Source organism: Mesorhizobium sp. CO1-1-8 (assembly GCF_020164875.1).
GTDB lineage: Bacteria > Pseudomonadota > Alphaproteobacteria > Rhizobiales > Rhizobiaceae > Mesorhizobium.
This window is the reverse complement of the sequence record NZ_JAIUGZ010000006.1, coordinates 342,112-361,781: the sequence shown is the minus strand read 5'-3', so window position 1 is coordinate 361,781 and position 19,670 is coordinate 342,112. Positions and strand designations below refer to the sequence as shown.

At 62.8% G+C, this 19,670-nt stretch carries 24 protein-coding genes; 15 read left to right on the top strand and 9 right to left on the bottom strand.

The annotated features are described in order from the left end of the window. Positions 1-100 precede the first annotated feature (100 nt). Genes hslU through hslV form a run of 5 tightly spaced genes read right to left on the bottom strand, consistent with a single transcriptional unit; the run spans position 101 to position 4,283 of the window. Positions 101-1,414, bottom strand: coding sequence for an ATP-dependent protease ATPase subunit HslU (gene hslU / locus LB558_RS15390; protein ID WP_224698311.1), 1,314 nt, complete (start codon positions 1,412-1,414; stop codon positions 101-103). Positions 1,415-1,418: 4 nt separating this feature from the next. Further along, on the bottom strand, positions 1,419-2,018 hold the full coding sequence (locus tag LB558_RS15385; protein WP_224698310.1) for a DUF2585 domain-containing protein: 600 nt from the start codon (positions 2,016-2,018) through the stop codon (positions 1,419-1,421). 51 nt (positions 2,019-2,069) lie between these two features. Then, positions 2,070-3,230: a hypothetical protein gene (locus tag LB558_RS15380; protein ID WP_224698309.1), complete on the bottom strand. Its 1,161-nt coding sequence runs from the start codon at positions 3,228-3,230 to the stop codon at positions 2,070-2,072. Beyond that, on the bottom strand, positions 3,227-3,742 hold the full coding sequence (locus tag LB558_RS15375) for a GNAT family N-acetyltransferase (protein WP_224698308.1): 516 nt from the start codon (positions 3,740-3,742) through the stop codon (positions 3,227-3,229). The genes LB558_RS15380 and LB558_RS15375 overlap by 4 nt, the downstream gene beginning before the upstream one ends. Continuing rightward, positions 3,732-4,283: an ATP-dependent protease subunit HslV gene (gene hslV, locus LB558_RS15370; protein WP_127259440.1), complete on the bottom strand. Its 552-nt coding sequence runs from the start codon at positions 4,281-4,283 to the stop codon at positions 3,732-3,734. The genes LB558_RS15375 and hslV overlap by 11 nt, the downstream gene beginning before the upstream one ends. 242 nt (positions 4,284-4,525) lie before the next feature. Between hslV and hisB the strand changes: the two genes are divergently transcribed. From hisB to coaA, 9 genes are all read left to right on the top strand, one after another. Continuing rightward, entirely contained in the window at positions 4,526-5,125 is a 600-nt protein-coding gene (hisB, locus tag LB558_RS15365; protein ID WP_127259441.1) for an imidazoleglycerol-phosphate dehydratase HisB, read from the top strand. A gap of 4 nt (positions 5,126-5,129) precedes the next feature. After that, a complete protein-coding gene (locus tag LB558_RS15360) occupies positions 5,130-5,606 on the top strand; it encodes a DUF2628 domain-containing protein (RefSeq protein WP_224698307.1) in 477 nt (158 codons plus the stop codon). A 1-nt stretch (position 5,607) separates the two neighbouring features. After that, a complete protein-coding gene (gene hisH / locus LB558_RS15355) occupies positions 5,608-6,258 on the top strand; it encodes an imidazole glycerol phosphate synthase subunit HisH (protein ID WP_224698306.1) in 651 nt (216 codons plus the stop codon). A 5-nt stretch (positions 6,259-6,263) separates the two neighbouring features. Continuing rightward, entirely contained in the window at positions 6,264-6,554 is a 291-nt protein-coding gene (locus LB558_RS15350; protein WP_013528347.1) for a DUF1330 domain-containing protein, read from the top strand. Positions 6,555-6,558: 4 nt separating this feature from the next. Continuing rightward, a complete protein-coding gene (hisA, locus tag LB558_RS15345) occupies positions 6,559-7,308 on the top strand; it encodes a 1-(5-phosphoribosyl)-5-[(5-phosphoribosylamino)methylideneamino]imidazole-4-carboxamide isomerase (RefSeq protein WP_224698305.1) in 750 nt (249 codons plus the stop codon). After that, a complete protein-coding gene (locus LB558_RS15340; RefSeq protein ID WP_224698304.1) occupies positions 7,305-8,141 on the top strand; it encodes an arginase family protein in 837 nt (278 codons plus the stop codon). Before hisA ends, LB558_RS15340 begins: the two co-directional genes overlap by 4 nt. Beyond that, the gene (gene hisF, locus LB558_RS15335; protein WP_224698390.1) at positions 8,138-8,932 is read left to right on the top strand and encodes an imidazole glycerol phosphate synthase subunit HisF; all 795 of its coding nucleotides are present in this window, start codon (positions 8,138-8,140) and stop codon (positions 8,930-8,932) included. Before LB558_RS15340 ends, hisF begins: the two co-directional genes overlap by 4 nt. A 72-nt stretch (positions 8,933-9,004) precedes the next feature. After that, complete coding sequence (locus tag LB558_RS15330; RefSeq protein WP_224698303.1) at positions 9,005-9,328, top strand: phosphoribosyl-ATP diphosphatase; 324 nt, start codon at positions 9,005-9,007, stop codon at positions 9,326-9,328. 23 nt (positions 9,329-9,351) lie between these two features. Next, a complete protein-coding gene (coaA, locus tag LB558_RS15325) occupies positions 9,352-10,311 on the top strand; it encodes a type I pantothenate kinase (protein WP_027039969.1) in 960 nt (319 codons plus the stop codon). On the opposite strand, the gene LB558_RS15320 is transcribed toward coaA, so the two are convergent. The 4 genes from LB558_RS15320 to LB558_RS15305 all read right to left on the bottom strand — a co-directional run bounded on the left by LB558_RS15320 (position 10,298) and on the right by LB558_RS15305 (position 13,757). Continuing rightward, positions 10,298-10,942 (bottom strand): alpha-ketoglutarate-dependent dioxygenase AlkB family protein, encoded by a 645-nt coding sequence (locus tag LB558_RS15320; RefSeq protein ID WP_224698302.1) that lies wholly within the window; start codon positions 10,940-10,942, stop codon positions 10,298-10,300. The genes coaA and LB558_RS15320 overlap by 14 nt on opposite strands. Before the next feature lie 101 nt (positions 10,943-11,043). Then, complete coding sequence (lysM, locus tag LB558_RS15315) at positions 11,044-11,517, bottom strand: peptidoglycan-binding protein LysM (RefSeq protein ID WP_224698301.1); 474 nt, start codon at positions 11,515-11,517, stop codon at positions 11,044-11,046. Positions 11,518-11,607: 90 nt separating this feature from the next. Continuing rightward, positions 11,608-12,045, bottom strand: coding sequence for an alternative ribosome rescue aminoacyl-tRNA hydrolase ArfB (gene arfB / locus LB558_RS15310; protein ID WP_224698300.1), 438 nt, complete (start codon positions 12,043-12,045; stop codon positions 11,608-11,610). An 86-nt stretch (positions 12,046-12,131) separates the two neighbouring features. Next, on the bottom strand, positions 12,132-13,757 hold the full coding sequence (locus LB558_RS15305; RefSeq protein WP_224698299.1) for a phosphoenolpyruvate carboxykinase: 1,626 nt from the start codon (positions 13,755-13,757) through the stop codon (positions 12,132-12,134). Between the two features lie 343 nt (positions 13,758-14,100). Between LB558_RS15305 and LB558_RS15300 the strand changes: the two genes are divergently transcribed. From LB558_RS15300 to ahcY, 6 genes are all read left to right on the top strand, one after another. After that, positions 14,101-14,802 carry a response regulator transcription factor gene (locus LB558_RS15300; protein ID WP_013528337.1) on the top strand — a complete coding sequence of 234 codons (702 nt, stop codon included), beginning with the start codon at positions 14,101-14,103 and terminating at the stop codon, positions 14,800-14,802. Positions 14,803-14,884: 82 nt separating this feature from the next. Beyond that, entirely contained in the window at positions 14,885-16,669 is a 1,785-nt protein-coding gene (locus LB558_RS15295; protein WP_318011644.1) for a sensor histidine kinase, read from the top strand. A gap of 32 nt (positions 16,670-16,701) precedes the next feature. Continuing rightward, the gene (locus tag LB558_RS15290) at positions 16,702-17,148 is read left to right on the top strand and encodes an HPr kinase/phosphorylase (protein ID WP_224698298.1); all 447 of its coding nucleotides are present in this window, start codon (positions 16,702-16,704) and stop codon (positions 17,146-17,148) included. Between the two features lie 164 nt (positions 17,149-17,312). Continuing rightward, a complete protein-coding gene (locus tag LB558_RS15285; protein WP_010912939.1) occupies positions 17,313-17,714 on the top strand; it encodes a PTS sugar transporter subunit IIA in 402 nt (133 codons plus the stop codon). Beyond that, positions 17,711-18,007, top strand: a complete 297-nt coding sequence (locus LB558_RS15280; protein ID WP_023810630.1) for an HPr family phosphocarrier protein — start codon at positions 17,711-17,713, stop codon at positions 18,005-18,007. The genes LB558_RS15285 and LB558_RS15280 overlap by 4 nt, the downstream gene beginning before the upstream one ends. A gap of 181 nt (positions 18,008-18,188) precedes the next feature. Next, entirely contained in the window at positions 18,189-19,589 is a 1,401-nt protein-coding gene (gene ahcY, locus LB558_RS15275) for an adenosylhomocysteinase (RefSeq protein WP_224698297.1), read from the top strand. Positions 19,590-19,670 lie beyond the last annotated feature (81 nt).

Here is a 19,670-nt window from a genome sequence, read left to right as displayed (position 1 = left end):
CACTACGAAAGGCGGCCAGATGGTACCATCTGGCCACACATGATTTTGCTTGCCGGAAAATGTTGCCTGGACCGGCGCCGGAACGTTCCGGCGCCGTCGTTTAAAGGATGAAGCGCGACAGGTCGGTATTCCTGGAGAGGTCGCCGACATGCTTTTCGACATAGGCGGCGTCGATGGTGACGCTCGTTCCGTTGCGGTCGGGGGCGTCGTAGGAGATTTCGTCCAGCACCCGTTCCATCACCGTCTGCAGCCGCCTTGCGCCGATATTCTCGACGCTGGCGTTGAGGTCGACGGCAATGCCTGCCAGCGAATCGATGGCATCGTCGGTGAAGGTCAGGTCGACGCCTTCGGTCTTCATCAGCGCGATATACTGCTTGATCAAGCTGGCTTCCGTCTCGGTCAGGATGCGCACGAAATCGTCCTTCTCCAGCGCCCGCAGCTCGACGCGGATCGGCAGGCGGCCTTGCAATTCCGGCAACAGGTCTGACGGTTTCGAGACGTGGAAGGCGCCGGAGGCGATGAACAGGATGTGGTCGGTCTTCAGCGGTCCGTATTTGGTCGCCACCGTGGTGCCTTCGATCAGCGGCAGCAGGTCGCGCTGCACGCCTTCGCGGGAAACGCCGGCGCCCATGCCGCCTTCACGCGACGCGATCTTGTCGATCTCGTCGAGGAAGACGATGCCGTCATTCTCCGTCGCATCGAGCGCCCGGCGCACAACTTCGTCCTGGTCGAGCAGCTTGTCGGACTCGTCATTGACCAGCAGGTCGTAGGATTCCTTCACCGTCGTCTTGCGCATCTTGGTCTTCTTGCCGCCCATCGCCTTCGACAGCATGTCGTTGATGTTGAGCACGCCGATATTGGCGCCCGGCATGCCGGGAATCTCGAAACCGGGCATGCCGCCAGTGCCGGTGTCGGCAACCTCGACTTCGATCTCCTTGTCGTCGAGTTCGCCGTCGCGCAGCTTCTTGCGGAAACTGTCGCGGGTGGCCGGGCTCGCCGTCTTGCCGACAAGCGCTTCCAGCACGCGTTCCTCGGCGTTGACGTGGGCGCGCGCCTTGACGTCCTCGCGCATCTTCTCACGCACCAGGCCGATGGCGATCTCGACCAGGTCGCGGATGATCTGCTCGACATCGCGGCCGACATAGCCGACCTCGGTGAACTTGGTCGCCTCGACCTTGACGAAAGGCGCACCGGCGAGCCGTGCCAGGCGGCGCGAAATCTCGGTCTTGCCGACGCCGGTCGGCCCGATCATCAGGATGTTCTTCGGCATCACCTCTTCGCGCATCTGGCCTTCCAGCTGCTGGCGGCGCCAGCGGTTGCGCAAGGCGATGGCCACGGCGCGCTTGGCGTCTTTCTGGCCGATGATGAAGCGGTCGAGTTCCGAAACGATTTCGCGGGGAGAGAAGGTGCTCATATCACTAAATTCCACTTTGCCACTGCTTGATGGCCTCGAACGGATGCAGCAGCATGATCACGTTGAGTGTCAGATTGTCCCGGATGAGATAGCCGGTACCGAGTTCGAAGATGATGGCGAGGCTGACGATCACCCATATAGGTAGCTTTCGCGCCATCACAAATCCCAGCACCATGGCCAGTGTGTCGGACACCGAATTGATGATGCTGTCGCCGTAATAGTCGAGCGAGATGGTGCCGGCGCGGTAGCGCTCGATGATGAACGGGCTGTTCTCGAGCAGTTCCCAGCCGCCCTCGATGAGGACGGCGAACGCCAGCCTCAAGCCGATCGGCGAGCGCGGGAATAGGAATCGCGCCAGGGCATAGAACAGGAAGCCGTGGATGATGTGCGAGAACGTGTACCAGTCCGAAATGTGCTGGGAATTCTCCGAACTGTTCACCACGCCGTGCCAGAGTTTCACATAGCCGCAGGTGCAGATCGGCGTTCGTCCCATGCCGTAGAGCGTCCCGGCCTGGAAGATGATCAGGGCGAGGACGAGCAGAAGCCCCATCCGCCAGCTGTCTTCATAGGCCGAATAGCTGTTCTCCGTGGCCGGTGTCGTCATCGGTTCATTCCCCCTCGTTTCGCGTCGCCGTGTCGATCATCACAAGCCCTGTCACGCCTTCAGCGGCGGTAGCCGGCGGATCACGGCCGCCGGCAAGGTGGGTTTGACCACAATCCGCCGGATACGCTGCCAGCCAGCCCCGAACAGAATAATCAGCGCGCCAACAACGACCAGGATCAAGGCAAAAGGCGGGATACCCGTCGAATCGGAGGCGGAATTCACCAGATAGTAGATGCCCAGCGAGCCGAAGTAAGCCAATGTAGGAACCAGAAGCGAACGGCGGTCTATGGCAAGCGCGACATAGAGGAAGCCAAGGATCAGAATCGTCAGCATGATGGTTGCATTGGCATCCGGCGCGATATGTCCGAATACGACGTTCTGGCCGGTTGCCATGATAAAGAGCGGATGCACCAGCATGGGCGCCGAGACGACATGCAGCCAGAAAGCGCAATCGGACCAGATCTTGCGTCGATCCCTATCGTAAATGTCAAAAGCTACACCCGTTGCGAACACGATCAGGCCGCAGATTAGCGGCATGTAAAGTGCTGCGCGAAGCAATTCGGGAACATCCTCAAGGCGCGGTGGAGCAATCGCGCCCGTTGTCACGCTGTCATACAGGATTATCGCCGTTTGCAGGAAGGCAAGCAGTGTGAAGGCGATGGCGATGGCCCCGGCAATGATGGGGACGCGAAAGCGCCAGAAATAGATCGCCGCCGCGATTATTCCTCCGCCCAGGAACAGATATCCGGCCCGGGACGCCGTCTGGCGCAACGCCAATAGCTGCCAGATAGTCTCCGGCTTGCGTATGCCGAAGCTGCGCTCCACTTGTAGCGCCAGAGCGGCCAGAATGGCGGCCATGAAAACCAGGGCAAGCACGGACGACGATAACTTCATCCGGTGCTGACGCGTGACGATTTCGGCAAGCCCCCAGGCGAAAACCGCGAGGATGCCGGCGATCCAGAATGTCTGGCCTGGAAGCAAGGTGGTGAGGACAAAGAAGAAGCCGGCGCTGAGCAGAACGGTTCCGACAGTGACGAACAGATCGTTGCCGCCGCCCACCAGCCGCAGGTTTTCCTCGTCACCCTCGTCATCGGCGCGCCTGGCCTCGGGGGCGAGAGCGACCGCACGTTCCATGGCCTCCAACTGATCGCGCAGGGTCTGCGAGATCAAACCTTTCGCGATTGCCTTGTCGAGGGTTTCGGCGCTGATCAATTGGGCTCCTGGGTCGCGTCGCGCGCCATCATCAACGCCGGCCCGTACTCCGATGTTCTGGTGTCGAAGGCAACAAAGCCAGCCTTTTCGTAGGCCCGGATGGCCCGAGCATTGCCCGGGTCCGGATCGATGATGACGCGCGGCACGCCTTCCTCGAAAAGCTGTTCGACGAATTGGCGCACGATCGCCGAGCCATGGCCGCGCCCGACCAGCTCCGGCACGCCGATCGACACGTCGATGCCGAGCGTGCCGAACGGTTGGTCGGCATAGGGATGGTCGGCTTCCAGATGCGGATCGTAGCTCTGCAGATAGGCGATCGGCTTGCCGTCGAGCTCGACGATCAGCGGCTCGACGGAAATTGAGTCGATATGCTCGCGAATGTCGGCGATTTCCGTCTCCGGATCGCCCCACCACTCGGCGACTTCAGGCTCGGCGAGCCAGCCGGCGATCATCGGCAGGTCTTTCTCCGTCACCGGCCGAAAATCATAGGTCACCACCTCTTCAGGCGGCATCGAGCGTTTCGATGACGAAACTGTTGTTGGTGTAGACGCAGATGTCGGACGCGATCTGCATCGCCTTGCGGGCGATCTCCTCGGCGTCCTTGTCGCTGTCCATCAGCGCGCGGGCCGCCGCCAGCGCGTAATTGCCGCCCGAACCGATGGCCATGACGCCAAATTCGGGCTCGAGCACGTCACCGGTGCCGGTCAGCGCCAGCGAAACCGACTTGTCGGCCACCAGCATCATCGCCTCCAGCCGGCGCAGATAGCGGTCGGTGCGCCAGTCCTTGGCGAGCTCGACACAGGCGCGCGTCAACTGGTCGGGATATTGTTCGAGCTTGGCTTCGAGCCGTTCCAGAAGTGTGAAGGCGTCGGCGGTGGCGCCGGCGAAACCGGCAATCACATTGCCGCCCTTGCCGATGCGGCGCACCTTCTTGGCGTTGCCCTTCATGATGGTCTGGCCAAGGCTGACCTGGCCGTCGCCGGCGATCACCACCTTGTTGCCCTTGCGCACCGTCACGATGGTCGTGGCGTGCATGGTCAGTTCATTCGACATTTCCTGGCTCCGAGCAGCGTCATCCCGATAAGGCGATTGGCGCGGTACGAGTAACTTTGATCGGCCATATGTATGCATGGGGCCGGTGATTGCAAATCGCTCTCTGGCAAGGCCGATACCGCTGTCGGAGGCAACTGGCAATCGCCGGATCATGCTGCTAGAAGGCTTTCGTTTTCAAGCCTGCGAGCGCTTGAAGCCTCTGAGCCGGTCACGATGTGAACCTCTGGGACAAGGATAGAGTGATGCCGCCCCGTTCCGCCGAAGCAAGCCGCAAGACCAAGGAAACCGAGATCTCCGTGTCGGTCCATGTCGACGGCTCCGGCAAGTCGGATATCGCCACGGGGGTCGGCTTCTTCGACCATATGCTGGACCAGCTCTCGCGCCATTCCCTGATCGACATGACGGTCAGGGCCAAGGGCGACCTGCATATCGACGATCACCACACGGTCGAGGACACCGGCATCGCGCTTGGCCAGGCGCTGGCCAAGGCACTGGGCGAGCGGCGCGGCATCATGCGTTATGCCTCGATCGACCTTGCCATGGACGAGACGCTGACGCGCGCCGCGATCGACGTGTCCGGCCGTCCCTTTCTGGTCTGGAACGTTTCCTTCTCGTCGCCGAAGATCGGCACCTTCGACACCGAGCTGGTGCGCGAATTCTTCCAGGCGCTGGCGCAGAATGCCGGCATCACGCTGCATGTCGCCAACCACTACGGCGCCAACAACCATCACATCGCCGAGACCTGCTTCAAGGCGGTGGCGCGTGCGCTGCGCGCGGCTCTCGAACGCGATCCGCGCCAGCCGGATGCGGTTCCCTCCACCAAGGGATCGTTGAAGGGATAAGGCAATGGCAACCTATGTCGTGATGGAACCGCCAGGTCGCAGCGAAAAGGCCGATGCCACGGCCTTTGTCCGCGATGGCTTCACCTGGCTGGGCCTCCTGGTGCCGCCGCTATGGTTCGCCTGGCATCGGCTGTGGATCGAGGCAGCGCTTGCCTTCGTCGTCATGGGCTTGCTTTCGATGCTGGGCCAGATGCTCGGCCTTGGTCTGGCCGGGTCGCTGCTGTCGTTGCTGGTTTCGCTCTATGTCGGCCTGGAGGGGCAAGGCCTGCGGATCGCGGCACTTCGCCGGCGCGGTTGGCATGAGTGGGGCGCCGTCGAAGCCGGTTGGCTCGACGATGCCGACACACGATATGCGCTGGAGGCGGAAGCGCTTGCCGATGAGGTTGTGCCGGCGCCGCGCATGGTCCCCGATGCTGCCCTCGCGCGGCCATCGCAGCCGGGCATGGCGCTAGGGCTGACCCACATTCCGGGAAGAAGCTGATATGCGGGTTGCGATCATCGATTACGGCTCGGGCAATTTGCGCTCGGCCACCAAGGCTTTCGAGCGCGCCGCGCGTGAAGCCGGCATATCGGCCGATATCGACCTGACCGCAGATGCCGAGCGGGTGCGCACGGCCGATCGCATCGTCCTGCCCGGCGTCGGCGCCTATGCCGACTGCGCGGCCGGCCTGCAGGCCGTCGAAGGCATGTGGGAAGCCGTCGAGGAGGTGGCTATCGACAAGGGCAGGCCGTTCCTCGGCATCTGCGTCGGCATGCAGCTGATGTCTGAGCGCGGCCTCGAAAAGACAATTACCAACGGCTTCGGCTGGATATCAGGCGACGTCAAGGAGATCACGCCGACCGATCCGGCACTGAAGATCCCGCAGATCGGCTGGAACACGATCGAGCTCAAGCGCCAGCATCCGCTGTTTGCCGGCATTCCGACCGGCGCAAGCGGGCTGCACGCCTATTTCGTCCATTCCTACCATCTCGATGCGGGCAAGGCGGAAGAGGTTCTGGCGGTCGCCGATTATGGCGGCCCGGTGACGGCGGCCGTCGCTCGCGACAATCTCGTCGGCACGCAGTTCCACCCCGAAAAGAGCCAGGCGCTCGGCCTGGCGCTGATCACCAATTTCCTGCGCTGGAGGCCCTGAAACCGATGAGCAAGAAGGGCTACTGGATGGCGATGGTCGAGGTAACCGATCCGGAAAACTACCCGCTATACATTGCCGCCAACAAAGCGGCTTTCGACAAATATGGCGCAAAATTCCTGACCCGCGGCGGTCAGTCGTCGAGCCCGGAGGGGTCGTCGGGCAATCGCCATGTCATCATCGAGTTCGAGAGCTACGCGGTCGCACTCGCCTGCTTCCATTCGCCCGAGTACCAGGCGGCGCTGAAGTTCCGACGCCTCTATTCGACGTCGCATTTCGCCATTGTGGAAGGCGCCTGAACGTATGATCCTTTTCCCCGCCATCGACCTCAAGGACGGCCAGTGCGTGCGCCTCAGGCACGGCGACATGGCCACCGCCACCATCTACAATGACGACCCGGCGGCGCAGGCCAAGGCCTTCGAGCAGCAGGGCTTCGAATGGCTGCATGTCGTCGACCTCAACGGCGCCTTCCAAGGCCAGAGCGTCAACAGCGCGGCGGTCGGCGCCATCCTCAAGGCGACGAAGAACCCGGTTCAGCTCGGCGGCGGCATCCGCACGCTGGCGCAGATCGAGGACTGGCTCGATCGCGGGTTGGCCCGCGTCATCCTCGGCACGGTGGCGGTGCGCGATCCGGACTTGGTCAAACAGGCCTGCAAGGCGTTTCCGGGCAAGGTGGCCGTCGGCATCGACGCCAAGGGCGGCAAGGTCGCCGTTGAGGGGTGGGCCGAGGCGTCGAGCCTCGGCGTCATCGAACTGGCAAGGAAATTCGAGGGCGCCGGCGTCGCCGCCATCATCTACACCGACATCGACCGCGACGGCGTTTTGACAGGCATCAATTGGGACGCCACCATCGACCTCGCAGATGCCGTGTCGATCCCGGTCATCGCGTCGGGCGGGCTCGCCTCGATCGCCGACATCGTGCGCATGACCATGCCCGATGCGCAAAAGCTCGAAGGCGCCATCTCCGGCCGCGCGCTCTATGACGGCCGCATCGATCCGGCCGAGGCCCTGGCGATCCTGCAAGGCAGGGCGACGGCGGAGACGCGGCCGTGAAAATCTCCATCATCCTGGCCTCCTACGACAGCGGCCACTACCATGGCGGCATGGGCCAGGGCCCGGACGCGCTGATATCGGGCGGGCTCGTCGACGCCCTGACCATGGCCGGCCACGACGTTACGGTGGAAGACATCGGCAAGGTCGGAGACATCCAGGAGCGCGAGATCGCCACCGGCTTTGCGGTCTGCAACGCGGTTGCGGTCGAGGTTCGCCTTGCCCTTGAGGCCGGTCGGTTTCCCATCGTCCTTGCCGGAAACTGCCTGACATCAGCCGGTGCTGTCGCCGGCGAAGCCGCCGATGCGATCATCTGGGCCGACCAGCATGGCGACCTCAACACGCCTGAGACATCCACATATGGCTTTCTCGACGGCATGGCGCTGGCGACGGTGCTTGGCCTGTGCTGGCGGCCGATGGCGTCGGCCATTCCCGGCTTCAAGCCGATCGATCCTTCACGCAGCGTGCTCGTCAACGCCCGCGATCTAGACCCGGCGGAAAAGCAAGTCCTCGACACATTGCCGATCATCCGGACGGAATGTCCCGGAGTGGCCCAGGCGACCGAGAGACTGAAGGCCGCCGGCGCCAAACGCGTGCACATGCATCTCGACATGGACGTGCACGATCCCCGGGAGTTGCAGGCCAACCGCTATATTGCTCCGGGCGGGCCGAGTCCTGAGCAGTTGCGCGACGCCACTTGCGCTATGGCGCTCGCGGTGCCGGTCGTCGGCATCACCGTTTCCGCCTACGACCCGGCCTTCGACGCCCAGGCCGATGTTCCGCCGCTGGTCGGCCAGTTGCTCAACGATCTCATTGCCACGATAGAGGGCCGCTGATGCTGAAAGCCCGTGTCATCCCCTGTCTCGACGTCAAGAACGGCCGTGTCGTCAAGGGCGTCAACTTCGTCGATCTCGTCGACGCCGGCGATCCGGTCGAGGCGGCCAAGGCCTATGACGCGGCCGGCGCCGACGAACTCTGCTTCCTCGACATCACGGCTTCGTCGGACAATCGCGAGACCATCTTCGACGTCATCGCACGCACCGCCGAACAATGTTTCATGCCGCTGACCGTTGGTGGCGGCGTGCGCCAGGTCGCCGACATCAGGAAGCTGCTGCTGGCCGGCGCCGACAAGGTGTCGATCAACACGGCCGCGGTGAAGAACCCGGATTTCGTTGCCGAGGCGGCCGATAAGTTCGGCAACCAGTGCATCGTCGTCGCCATCGACGCCAAGAAAGTGTCGGGCATCAGTGAGGCCGATCGCTGGGAGATCTTCACCCATGGCGGGCGCGAAAAGACCGGCATCGACGCGGTCGAATTCGCGCGCCAAATGGTCGATCGCGGCGCCGGCGAGATACTGCTGACCTCGATGGATCGTGACGGCACCAAGGCCGGCTACGATATCGCGCTGACCCGCGCGATATCAGACGCGGTGCGCGCGCCGGTCATCGCTTCCGGCGGCGTCGGCACGCTCGATCACATGGTCGAAGGCATTCGCGACGGCCATGCCGGCGCGGTGCTGGCGGCATCCATCTTCCATTTCGGTACCTACACGATAGCGCAGGCCAAGGCGCATATGGCCGCCGCCGGGCTGCCGATGCGGCTGGACTCTGTGAATAATCGGCCCTAAAGCATGATCCTGAAAAGTGGGAAGCGGTTTTCGGGAAAAGATCATGCTTAAACAAGCAGATAGATGACGGCTATGACCGAGTTTTCGCTTTCCGATCTGGAAAAAATCGTCGGGGAACGCGCCCATTCCGGCGACCCGGACTCGTGGACGGCAAAACTGTTCGCGCGCGGCATCGACAAGGCGGCGCAGAAGCTCGGCGAGGAGGCGGTCGAGACGGTGATTGCCGCCGTCAAGGGCGACAAACAGGCCCTCGTTTCGGAAAGTGCGGATCTTATATATCATTGGCTCGTCGTTCTCGGCCTCTCCGGGGTTCCGCTGAGCGACGTGCTTAGGGAACTCGAAGGCCGCACCGGGCGTTCGGGCATCGCCGAGAAGGCGTCACGGCCCAAGGGCTGATCGCGAGGAGGGCAGGTATCTCGATGGATCAGCTCGCGCCAACCGAGAAATATTCCCCCTTTCGTTTCTTCTCCGCCGATCAATGGTCGCAATTCCGCGCCGACACGCCGCTGACGCTGAGCGCGGACGAATTCCGCCGCCTGCGCTCGCTCAATGATCCGGTCGATCTCGAAGAGGTCACGCGTATCTATCTGTCGCTGTCGCGGCTGCTGTCGGCGCATGTCGAAGCGAGCCAGCTGCTGTTTCGGCAACGCCAAGCCTTCTTCAACGCGGTTGATGTGGTCAAGACGCCTTTCATCATCGGCATCGCCGGTTCCGTCGCGGTCGGCAAATCGACCACCGCACGCGTGCTGAAGGAGCTTTTGGCGCGCTGGCCTTCGAGCCCCAAGGTCGATCTCATCACCACCGACGGCTTCCTGCTGCCCAACGAGGTCCTGCGGCGCGAGAACCTGATGGAGCGCAAGGGTTTTCCCGACAGCTACGATGTCGGTGCGCTGCTGCGCTTCCTGTCGGGCATCAAGTCGGCGCTGCCCGATGTCCGCGCGCCGGTCTATTCGCACCTGACCTATGACGTCATTCCCGGCGAGTTCGTCACCATCGACCGGCCCGACATATTGATCTTCGAAGGCATCAATGTCCTGCAGCCCGGCAAGCTGCCGCAGGACGGCAAGATCGTGCCCTTCCTGTCGGACTTCTTCGACTTCGCCATCTATATCGATGCCGACGAGAAGCTGATCCACAACTGGTACATTTCCCGCTTCATGCGGCTGCGCGAGACCGCCTTCCGCAATCCGGACTCCTTCTTTCACCGCTATTCGCAGCTGTCGGAGGGTTCGGCGCGCGCCATCGCCGAAGGCCTGTGGACCAACATCAACCTGAAGAATCTGCGCGAGAATATCCTGCCGACACGGGCCCGCGCCGACTTGATCCTGCGCAAGGGCGCCGATCACCTGATCGAGGAAGTGGCGCTCAGGAAGCTGTGACGGCCGGCTTCGTCACCCGTCGCAATGTCAGATTGATCCGCCCGCCGTTTTTCAGCAGTGCCGAGGTCGAGGGATAGATCCGATCGACGCCGTGAAAGCACAGCCGCCCCTCGCCGCCGAGCACCACGACGTCACCGCTTTGCAGTCTGAACGACTTGGTGGCGCCGTAACGCGTCGCCCCTTCGCCCGTCACTTGGCCGACTCGGAACAGGCAGTCGTCGCCGAGCGAGACGGAGACGACCGGCGCCGAAAAGTCGGCCTCGTCGCGGTCCTGATGAAGGCCCATTTTTGCGTCCGGCGTGTAGAAATTGATGAGGCAGGCTTCCGGCGGGTGCGGATAGCTCGAGACCTCGCGCCACAGGTCGAGCAGCGCCTCCGGGATTGGCGGCCATGGCGCGCCGGTTACCGGATGCGCCGGCTGGTAACGATAGCCATGCTCCTTGTCGGTGACCCAGCCCAGCGGCCCGCAATTGGTCATGCGCACGCTCATCTCCTTGCCGGTGCGCGGCATGGCCGGCACGAACAGCGGCGCCTGCTGCACGATCCGTCTCACCTCGTCGACCAGCTCTTCCTGCACGCTGCGTGACAGGTAGGCCGGCATGTGGCGGATGCCTTTGGGCAGAACGAGCACGGGTTCGGTCACCTCTTGAATGTTCGGAACCGTAAAATGCCACGATCAAATGAAAACGGCGACCCGAAAGCCGCCGCACTTGTCGAATTGGCAGCCGCCGATCAGGCGAGGTCGGGGATGCGCAGCACCTGGCCCGGATAAATCTTGTCGGGATGGGTCAGCATCGGCTTGTTGGCCTCGAATATGACCGTGTTCTTGACGCCTTGGCCCTTGCCGTAGCTTTTCTCGGCGATCTTCCAGAGATTGTCGCCCTTTTTCACGGTGTAAAAGTTGGGCTCCTTGGCGGGGGCGGCGGCCGTGCCAGGTGCTGGCGCGACCTGCAATTCGTCCGCCTGCACCTTGGAGACGCCGAGCGTGTTGCCGACGGCGATGACCGCCTTCTCGAAGATCGACTGATCCTTGACCACACCCTTCAGCACCGCCGTATCGCCCTTGACGACGACCTCGACGCCATCGGTGCCGAGCTTGTGCGAATCGAGCTCCTTCTTGAGTGTGTCGGCCGTGGGTGCGGCTTCGTCGTCACCGCCGATGCCCAGTTTCTTGCCGACGCTCTTGACGAAATCGAACATGCCCATCGTTGGTCTCCATTGCTGTGGTGGGTGATCGCAGCTTGCCATCTGCAACCCAGAATTGGAAGCCACCCGCGCGTTGCAGCTTCGCGGTGCTTAATCGTTCTCCACCCGGCCGCGCAGTTTCTTGATCGTGCCGCGTCCGGCCTTGCTCTTCAGCCGCCGCTCCACGGCGCCTTTCGACGGCCGCGTCTTCTTGCGCGGCGGCGGCGGCGGCTCGGCGGCCTTGGCGACCAGTGCCGTAAGCCGTGCCCGGGCGTCCGCCCGGTTCTGTTCCTGGGTGCGGAAGCGGCCTGCTTCGATGACGATGACACCGTCCTTGGTGGCACGCTGGCCGGCAAGCTTGATCGTCCGCTCGCGCACGCGCTCCGACAGACCCATTGCGTTGGCCGCGTCGAAGCGCAGCTGCACCGCCGTTGCCACCTTGTTGACGTTCTGGCCGCCGGGACCGGACGAGCGGATGAAATCCTCGTGCAGGTCGCCCGGATGGATCACCGCATCGCCTGATATGAAGATGTTGTCGTCGCTCGCCATGCCGCAGTCATGGCGCGGCGGCTCGAAAAAGAAAAGGCCCGATCGAAACCGGACCTTTCAACGACAGGCTGAGCCCGATGGCGCGATTACTCCGCCGCTTCCTGCATGCGCGGCGCCGCACCCAGCACCACGGCGTCGACATGGCTTTCGAATTTCTCGAAGTTGACGGCGAACATGCCGACCAGCCTTGCCGCCTGCCGGTCATAGCCGGCCTTGTCCGCCCAGGTCGCCCGGGGGTCCAGAATCATCGGGTCGAGAATGGCGCTGTCGACGCCCGTGACAGCCACCGGCACCTCGAAACCGAAATGAGGGTCGGTGCGGAACTCGGCGGTCTTGAGCGAGCCGTCGAGCGCGGCGGCAAGCAAGGCGCGTGTCGCCTTGATCGGCATGCGCTTGCCGGTGCCGTAGGCGCCGCCGGTCCAGCCGGTGTTGACCAGCCAGCAATCGGCGCCGTGGCGGGCGATCAGCTCGCGCAGCAAATTGCCGTATTCCGATGGATGGCGCGGCATGAACGGCGCGCCGAAACAGGTCGAAAATGTCGCTTCGGGTTCGGTCACGCCCTTTTCGGTTCCGGCCACTTTGGCGGTGTAGCCGGACAGGAAATGATACATCGCCTGCGCCGGGCTCAGCCGCGCGATCGGCGGCATCACGCCGAACGCATCGGCGGTCAGCATGATGATGTTCTTCGGATGACTGGCGCGTCCGGTCTTGCTGGCGTTCGGGATGAAGTCCAGCGGGTAGGCGCAGCGTGTGTTCTCGGTCAGCCTTCCGTCATTGAAATCCGGCACGCCATCAGCGTCGAGCACGACATTTTCCAGCACCGTGCCGAAGCGCTGCGTGGTGGCGAAGATTTCCGGCTCGGCTTCCGCCGACAGCTTGATCGTCTTGGCGTAGCAGCCGCCTTCGAAATTGAAGATGCCATGTGGTCCCCAGCCATGCTCGTCGTCGCCGACAAGCGTGCGCGCGGGATCGGCCGAGAGTGTCGTCTTGCCGGTGCCCGACAGGCCGAAGAAGATGGCGGCGTCGCCGGCCGCACCCTCGTTGGCCGAGCAATGCATTGGCATCACGCCTTTCGCCGGCAGCAGATAGTTGAGCATGGTGAACACCGACTTCTTCATCTCGCCGGCATAGGAGGTGCCGCCGATCAGCACGATCTTGCGGGTGAGATCCACGGCGATCACCGTTTCGGTGCGGCTGCCGTGGCGGAGGGGATCGGCGCGGAAGGACGGCAGGTCGATGATCGTCATGTCAGGCACGAACTGTTCGAGTTCGGCGGCATCCGGGCGGATCAGCAGATTGCGGATGAACAGCGAATGCCAGGCAAATTCGGTGACCACCCTGGTCGGCAGCTTCAGTCCCGCATCGGCGCCGCCGACCAGATCCTGGACGTATAGATCCTTGTCCGCGGCATGCGCCTGGAAATCGGCCAGCAGCGCGTCGAACTGGGCCGGCGAGATCGCCTTGTTGTTGTCCCACCAGACATGTGGTTCGGTGTCACTGTCGCGGACGACGAACTTGTCCCTGGGGGAGCGGCCGGTGTGCTGTCCGGTCTCGGCGACCAGCGCGCCATGTGCGGTCAAGCGGGCTTCGCCGCGCCGGATCGATTCCTCATAAAGGGCAGCCGCACCGAAATTATAGCGCACCACGCCGGTGGTTTTCAGGCCGATATGATCGATCGCGCAGGCGGAATTGCGTTTGCCGACTTCCGACATCGAGTGTCCCTCTTGGATTTGCCGCATCTTTGCCGACACGTTTCCGGCACGCCCACTACGCGGGCTGAGATGGTCAGAACCAGAAAAGCCAAATGATATCAAATCATTAATCGATTTAAATATTTTGAAAGTTGTTTAAATCGTTTATATGTGCAAAAAGTTTCGCGGTTGCCCAAAGGATTGGCCATGTACGTTCGTCCAATCCATATCGAGGTAGGATTGTGGCCGCCGGCATGCCGCGCGTGACAGCGGACAAGGCCTATGCCACATTTTGTACCTAATTTGTCCTGCAAAAGCCCCTTCTCTACGACAGAAGGGACAGCTCATGAGGGAGCCGCTTGAAATGGCAACAATCGCGCTTGTCGATGACGACCGCAACATTCTGACATCGGTGTCGATCGCCCTCGAATCCGAGGGGTATCGCGTCGAGACCTACACGGATGGTGCGTCGGCGCTGGAAGGCCTGGCGGCACGCCCGCCGAATCTTGCCATCCTCGACATCAAGATGCCGCGCATGGACGGCATGGAACTGCTGCGCCGCATGCGCCAGAAGTCCGACCTTCCGGTGATCTTCCTGACCTCCAAGGACGACGAGATCGACGAATTGTTCGGTCTCAAGATGGGCGCCGACGATTTCATCCGCAAACCCTTCTCGCAACGCCTGCTGGTCGAGCGCGTGCGCGCCGTGCTGCGCCGCGCCAGTGCCCGCGAGGCTGCCGCCAAGACGCCAAGCCAGCAGGCCCGCTCGCTCGAGCGCGGCCAGCTCGTCATGGACCAGGAGCGCCACACCTGCACCTGGAAAGGCGAGCCGGTGACGCTCACCGTCACCGAGTTCCTGATCCTGCATTCGCTGGCGCAGCGTCCCGGTGTCGTAAAAAGCCGTGATGCGCTGATGGATTCGGCTTATGATGAACAGGTCTATGTCGACGATCGCACCATCGACAGCCACATCAAGCGGCTGCGCAAGAAGTTCAAGGCCGTCGACGACGACTTCGAGATGATCGAAACCCTTTACGGAGTCGGATACCGGTTCCGCGAAGCGTAATGATGCATGTCGCCCAAAAGTGGCCCCGGTTTTGGGACCACGATATGCACCAGGCCAAGGACTAGGCGGGAGCTGCTATTCGATGGCAGTGGAAGCACAGCGAACAAGACCGGCGGGCGCCTCCAGGCGGCCGTCGCGGATCATGCCGTCCTTCGTGTCGAAGATCACGGTGCCGATGCGCCGCTTCCTTGGCCATCACATCTTTTCCAGCCTGACGCGGCGTATCCTGTTCCTCAACCTTGCCGGCCTCGCCGTCCTGGTGACCGGCATCCTCTATCTCAACACCTTCCGAGACGGACTGATCGACGCCCGCGTCGAAAGCCTGATGACCCAGGGTGAGATCATCGCCGGTGCGATCGCCGCGTCGGCGACGGTCGAGACGGATTCGATCAGCATCGACCCGGAAAAGCTGCTTGAGCTGCAGGCCGGCGAAAGCCTGGGACCGGGCTCCGACCAGCTCGACAATCTCGATTTCCCGATCAACCCGGAGCGGGTCGCCCCGGTGCTGCGAAGGCTGATCTCGCCGACCAGGACCCGCGCCCGCATCTATGACCGCGACGCCAATCTGCTGCTCGATTCGCGCCACCTCTATTCGCGTGGCCAGATCCTGCGCTACGACCTGCCGCCGGTCGAGGAGGAAGAGCCCGATCTGGTCGAGCGCATCCAGAAATTCGTCTTCGACTTCTTCCGCAACACCGAGCTGCCGGTCTATCACGAGCAGCCGGGCGGCAATGGCGCCGCTTTCCCGGAAGTGGTCAAGGCGCTCACCGGCAGCCCGTCGACCATCGTGCGCGTCAGCGAGCAGGGCGAGCAGATCGTTTCGGTGGCGGTGCCGATCCAGCGTTTCCGCGCCGTGCTCGGCGTGCTGATGCTGTCGACCGAAGGCGGCGACATCGACAAGATCGTCGCCGCCGAGCGCAAGGCGATCCTGCGCGTCTTCGGCATCGCGGCCCTTGTCACGGCCATCCTGTCGATGCTGCTTGCCTCCACAATCGCCAATCCGCTGCGCCGGCTGTCGGCGGCGGCGGTGCGGGTGCGGCGCGGCGTCAAGAGCCGTGAGGAGATCCCCGACTTTTCCGACCGTCAGGATGAGATCGGCAATCTGTCGATCGCAATACGCGACATGACCAACGCGCTCTACGCCCGCATCGAGGCGATCGAAAGCTTCGCGGCGGATGTCTCGCACGAGCTGAAGAACCCGCTGACCTCGCTGCGCAGCGCGGTGGAAACCTTGCCGCTGGCCAAGAACGACGATTCGCGCGGCCGGCTGATGGATATCATCCAGCACGATGTCAGGCGGCTGGACCGGCTCATCACCGATATTTCCGACGCATCGCGCCTGGACGCGGAGCTCGCGCGTGAAGATGCAGGCACCGTCGATTTGAAGAAATTCATCACCGATCTCGTCGCCGTTTCGCGCGAAGCGACGCGCAACAAGAAGGCGGTCGAGATCGAGTTCAAGGCCGCCAAGCTGCCGCAGGGCATCAAAGGCTATGTCGTCGTCGGCCACGATCTGCGCATCGGCCAGGTCATCACCAATTTGATCGAGAACGCCCGTTCCTTCGTTCCCGAAGATCATGGCCACATCAGCCTGTCGCTGGCGCGTGCCGGCAAGTTCAACATCGTCACCGTCGACGACAATGGCCCCGGCATCCGCGCCGACAACATCGACCGCATCTTCGAGCGCTTCTACACGGATCGGCCGGCCGGAGAGGCATTCGGCCAGAATTCGGGCCTTGGCCTGTCGATATCCAGGCAAATCGTCGAGGCCCATGGCGGCACGCTTACCGCCGAGAACATCCCCGGCACCAAGCCCGGCGAGATCAAGGGCGCGCGTTTTGTGGTGACGTTGCCGGCCGAAGGCTGAGAGCATGAATCGCAACCACGCCTGGTCCAGCCGTGCAGCCTGACAACATTCACGCGACAATGGTTTTGATCGGCGAGCGCGGCATTCTCGTCACCGGAGCCTCCGGTTCGGGCAAGACGACGCTGGCGCTGGCGCTCATCGATCATTGTCGCCAGCGCGGCCTGTTCTCGCGGCTCGTCGGTGACGATCAGCTCTTTGTCGAGGCGCATGCCGACCGGCTGCTGTGCCGCGCTCCCGCCGCCATAGAAGGCCTCGTCGAGGTGCCGGGGCTCGGCCCCCGACCGCTGCCATTCGAGCCGGCAGGCCTCGTCGACCTGCATGTCCGCCTGGTGCCGGCCGGCGAAGCGGTGCGCTTCCAGGAGGATGCCACGACCAGCATCGCCGGTTGTCTGGTGCCGCGGGTCGACGTGGTCGAACGCAATGTCCCAGCGGTCATGCCGGTCGTGATGGCGCGGCTGTCGATCGCGCCTTTTCTATGATCCGCTCCGGGTTTTTTGCTGCAATGCGTCAAAATGGCATGCGCCTGCGCAATTTTGGGCTTGTCAACGGGCCGCGCGTCGACAAGATAGCGCTCCCGCCACCTGGATTGGCTGGCGAGCATAAAATGCGCCTGTGAAGCGGCGATGACGGGAGCCACCAAAGAATGATCGGACTCGTGCTTGTAACGCACGGTCAACTGGCCACCGAGTTCCGACATGCCGTCGAACATGTCGTCGGGCCACAAGACAATTTCGAAACCGTGGCGATCGGTGCCGACGACGATATGGAGCAGCGTCGCCGCGACATCGTCGATGCGGTTGCCCGTGTCGACACCGGGGCGGGCGTCATCGTGCTGACCGACATGTTCGGCGGCACGCCCTCCAACCTTGCCATCTCGGTGATGGAATCCGGCCGCACCGAGGTAATCGCCGGCATGAACCTGCCGATGCTGATCAAGCTCTCCTCGATCCGCAAGGGCGACAATATGGCCGCCGCGCTCGACGAGGCCCAGGCCGCCGGCCGCAAATACATCAACGTCGCCAGCCAGCTCCTGAGCAGCAAATGAACGCCCTGTCCCCGGAAAAAGATCAGATTGTCCGGGATTTTCCCATCATCAACCAGCGTGGCCTTCATGCCCGCGCTTCGGCGAAGTTCGTCCAGCTGGCCAGCGGCTTCGATGCCTCGGTGCATGTCGAGAAGGATGGCGTCAAGGTCGGCGGCACCTCGATCATGGGCCTGATGATGCTGGCGGCAAGCCCCGGCTATTCGATCCGCGTCACCGCCAGCGGGCCGGAGGCCCGCCAGGTCATCGACGCCCTGGAGCAACTGGTGGCGTCCCGCTTCGGCGAGGAATGCTGATCTGGTAGAGCGCCGATGCGTGTCCGAGAGACATGCACGAATAAAGATTTCTTTATATCCCATTGTCGTCCTTGCTCCGATCTGCTAGTCAGGCCGGCAATTCGCGCCCTTCGACGCGCCGACCGGCGCGGGCGCATCCGCAACAAATTCGCAAGCACAACATTCGCATCGGAGTACTGCCATGACGGGTAGCAAGGACTATGTGGTCGCCGACATCTCGCTTGCCGGCTGGGGCCGCAAGGAACTCGAGATCGCCGAAACCGAAATGCCGGGCCTGATGGCCTGCCGTGAGGAATTCGGTCCCAAGCAGCCGCTCAAGGGCGCGCGCATCACCGGCTCGCTGCACATGACGATCCAGACGGCGGTGCTGATCGAGACGCTGAAGGTGCTGGGCGCCGATATCCGCTGGGCCTCCTGCAACATCTTTTCGACCCAGGATCACGCGGCCGCGGCCATCGCCGAAGCCGGCATCCCGGTGTTTGCCGTCAAGGGCGAGTCGCTCGAGGAGTATTGGGACTACACCGACAAGATCTTCCAGTGGGCCGACGGCGGCCTCTCCAACATGATCCTCGATGATGGCGGCGACGCCACCATGTACATCCTGATCGGCGCCCGCGCCGAGGCGGGCGAGGATGTCCTGTCCAACCCGCAGAGCGAGGAAGAGGAATACTTTTACGCCCAGGTCAAGAGGCGCCTGAAGGCTTCGCCCGGCTTCTTCACCAAGCAGAAGGCGGCGATCCGCGGCGTCACCGAAGAGACGACCACCGGCGTCAACCGGCTCTACCAGTTGCAGAAGAAGGGCCTGCTGCCCTTCCCCGCCATCAACGTCAACGACTCTGTCACCAAGTCGAAGTTCGACAACAAATATGGCTGCAAGGAATCGCTGGTCGATGGTATCCGCCGCGGCACCGACACCATGATGGCCGGCAAGGTCGCTGTCGTGTGCGGCTATGGCGACGTCGGCAAGGGCTCGTCGGCCTCGCTCAAGGGCGCCGGCGCCCGCGTCAAGGTCACCGAGGTCGATCCGATCTGCGCCCTGCAGGCGGCGATGGACGGTTTTGAAGTCGTCACGCTGGAAGATGCGGCCCCCACCGCCGACATCGTCATCACCACCACCGGCAACAAGGATGTCGTCACCCTCGACCATATGCGCTCGATGAAGGACATGGTCATCGTCGGCAACATCGGCCACTTCGACAATGAGATCCAGGTCGCAGCGTTGCGCAATTTGAAATGGACCAACGTCAAGCCGCAGGTCGACATGATCACCTTCGCGGACGGCAAGCGGATGATCCTTTTGTCGGAAGGGCGGCTGCTCAATCTCGGCAATGCCACCGGCCACCCGAGCTTCGTCATGTCGGCATCCTTCACCAATCAGGTGCTGGCCCAGATCGAGCTCTACACCAAGCCCGGCCAGTACGAGAACCAGGTCTATGTCCTGCCCAAGCATCTCGACGAAAAGGTCGCGCGCCTGCACCTCGACAAGCTCGGCGCCCGCCTGACCGAACTGTCGGGTGAACAAGCCGCCTATATCGGCGTCACGCCGCAGGGTCCGTTCAAGCCGGAACACTACCGCTATTAACCAAAGCTAAAATTACTACCAGATATTGAGGCCGGGCGATTGACTTTTCGCCCGGCCATATTTTTGCGCGCCATCAGCCTT

Excerpts from the sequence above, each read along its gene's own strand:
- hslU (WP_224698311.1), bottom strand. The coding sequence starts at position 1,414 with ATGAGCACCTTCTCTCCCCGCGAAATCGTTTCGGAACTCGACCGCTTC.
- LB558_RS15385 (WP_224698310.1), bottom strand. The coding sequence starts at position 2,018 with ATGACGACACCGGCCACGGAGAACAGCTATTCGGCCTATGAAGACAGC.
- LB558_RS15375 (WP_224698308.1), bottom strand. The coding sequence starts at position 3,742 with ATGCCGCCTGAAGAGGTGGTGACCTATGATTTTCGGCCGGTGACGGAG.
- hslV (WP_127259440.1), bottom strand. The coding sequence starts at position 4,283 with ATGTCGAATGAACTGACCATGCACGCCACGACCATCGTGACGGTGCGC.
- hisB (WP_127259441.1), top strand. The coding sequence starts at position 4,526 with ATGCCGCCCCGTTCCGCCGAAGCAAGCCGCAAGACCAAGGAAACCGAG.
- LB558_RS15360 (WP_224698307.1), top strand. The coding sequence starts at position 5,130 with ATGGCAACCTATGTCGTGATGGAACCGCCAGGTCGCAGCGAAAAGGCC.
- hisH (WP_224698306.1), top strand. The coding sequence starts at position 5,608 with ATGCGGGTTGCGATCATCGATTACGGCTCGGGCAATTTGCGCTCGGCC.
- LB558_RS15350 (WP_013528347.1), top strand. The coding sequence starts at position 6,264 with ATGAGCAAGAAGGGCTACTGGATGGCGATGGTCGAGGTAACCGATCCG.
- hisA (WP_224698305.1), top strand. The coding sequence starts at position 6,559 with ATGATCCTTTTCCCCGCCATCGACCTCAAGGACGGCCAGTGCGTGCGC.
- LB558_RS15330 (WP_224698303.1), top strand. The coding sequence starts at position 9,005 with ATGACCGAGTTTTCGCTTTCCGATCTGGAAAAAATCGTCGGGGAACGC.
- coaA (WP_027039969.1), top strand. The coding sequence starts at position 9,352 with ATGGATCAGCTCGCGCCAACCGAGAAATATTCCCCCTTTCGTTTCTTC.
- lysM (WP_224698301.1), bottom strand. The coding sequence starts at position 11,517 with ATGGGCATGTTCGATTTCGTCAAGAGCGTCGGCAAGAAACTGGGCATC.
- arfB (WP_224698300.1), bottom strand. The coding sequence starts at position 12,045 with ATGGCGAGCGACGACAACATCTTCATATCAGGCGATGCGGTGATCCAT.
- LB558_RS15305 (WP_224698299.1), bottom strand. The coding sequence starts at position 13,757 with ATGTCGGAAGTCGGCAAACGCAATTCCGCCTGCGCGATCGATCATATC.
- LB558_RS15300 (WP_013528337.1), top strand. The coding sequence starts at position 14,101 with ATGGCAACAATCGCGCTTGTCGATGACGACCGCAACATTCTGACATCG.
- LB558_RS15295 (WP_318011644.1), top strand. The coding sequence starts at position 14,885 with ATGGCAGTGGAAGCACAGCGAACAAGACCGGCGGGCGCCTCCAGGCGG.
- LB558_RS15285 (WP_010912939.1), top strand. The coding sequence starts at position 17,313 with ATGATCGGACTCGTGCTTGTAACGCACGGTCAACTGGCCACCGAGTTC.
- LB558_RS15280 (WP_023810630.1), top strand. The coding sequence starts at position 17,711 with ATGAACGCCCTGTCCCCGGAAAAAGATCAGATTGTCCGGGATTTTCCC.
- ahcY (WP_224698297.1), top strand. The coding sequence starts at position 18,189 with ATGACGGGTAGCAAGGACTATGTGGTCGCCGACATCTCGCTTGCCGGC.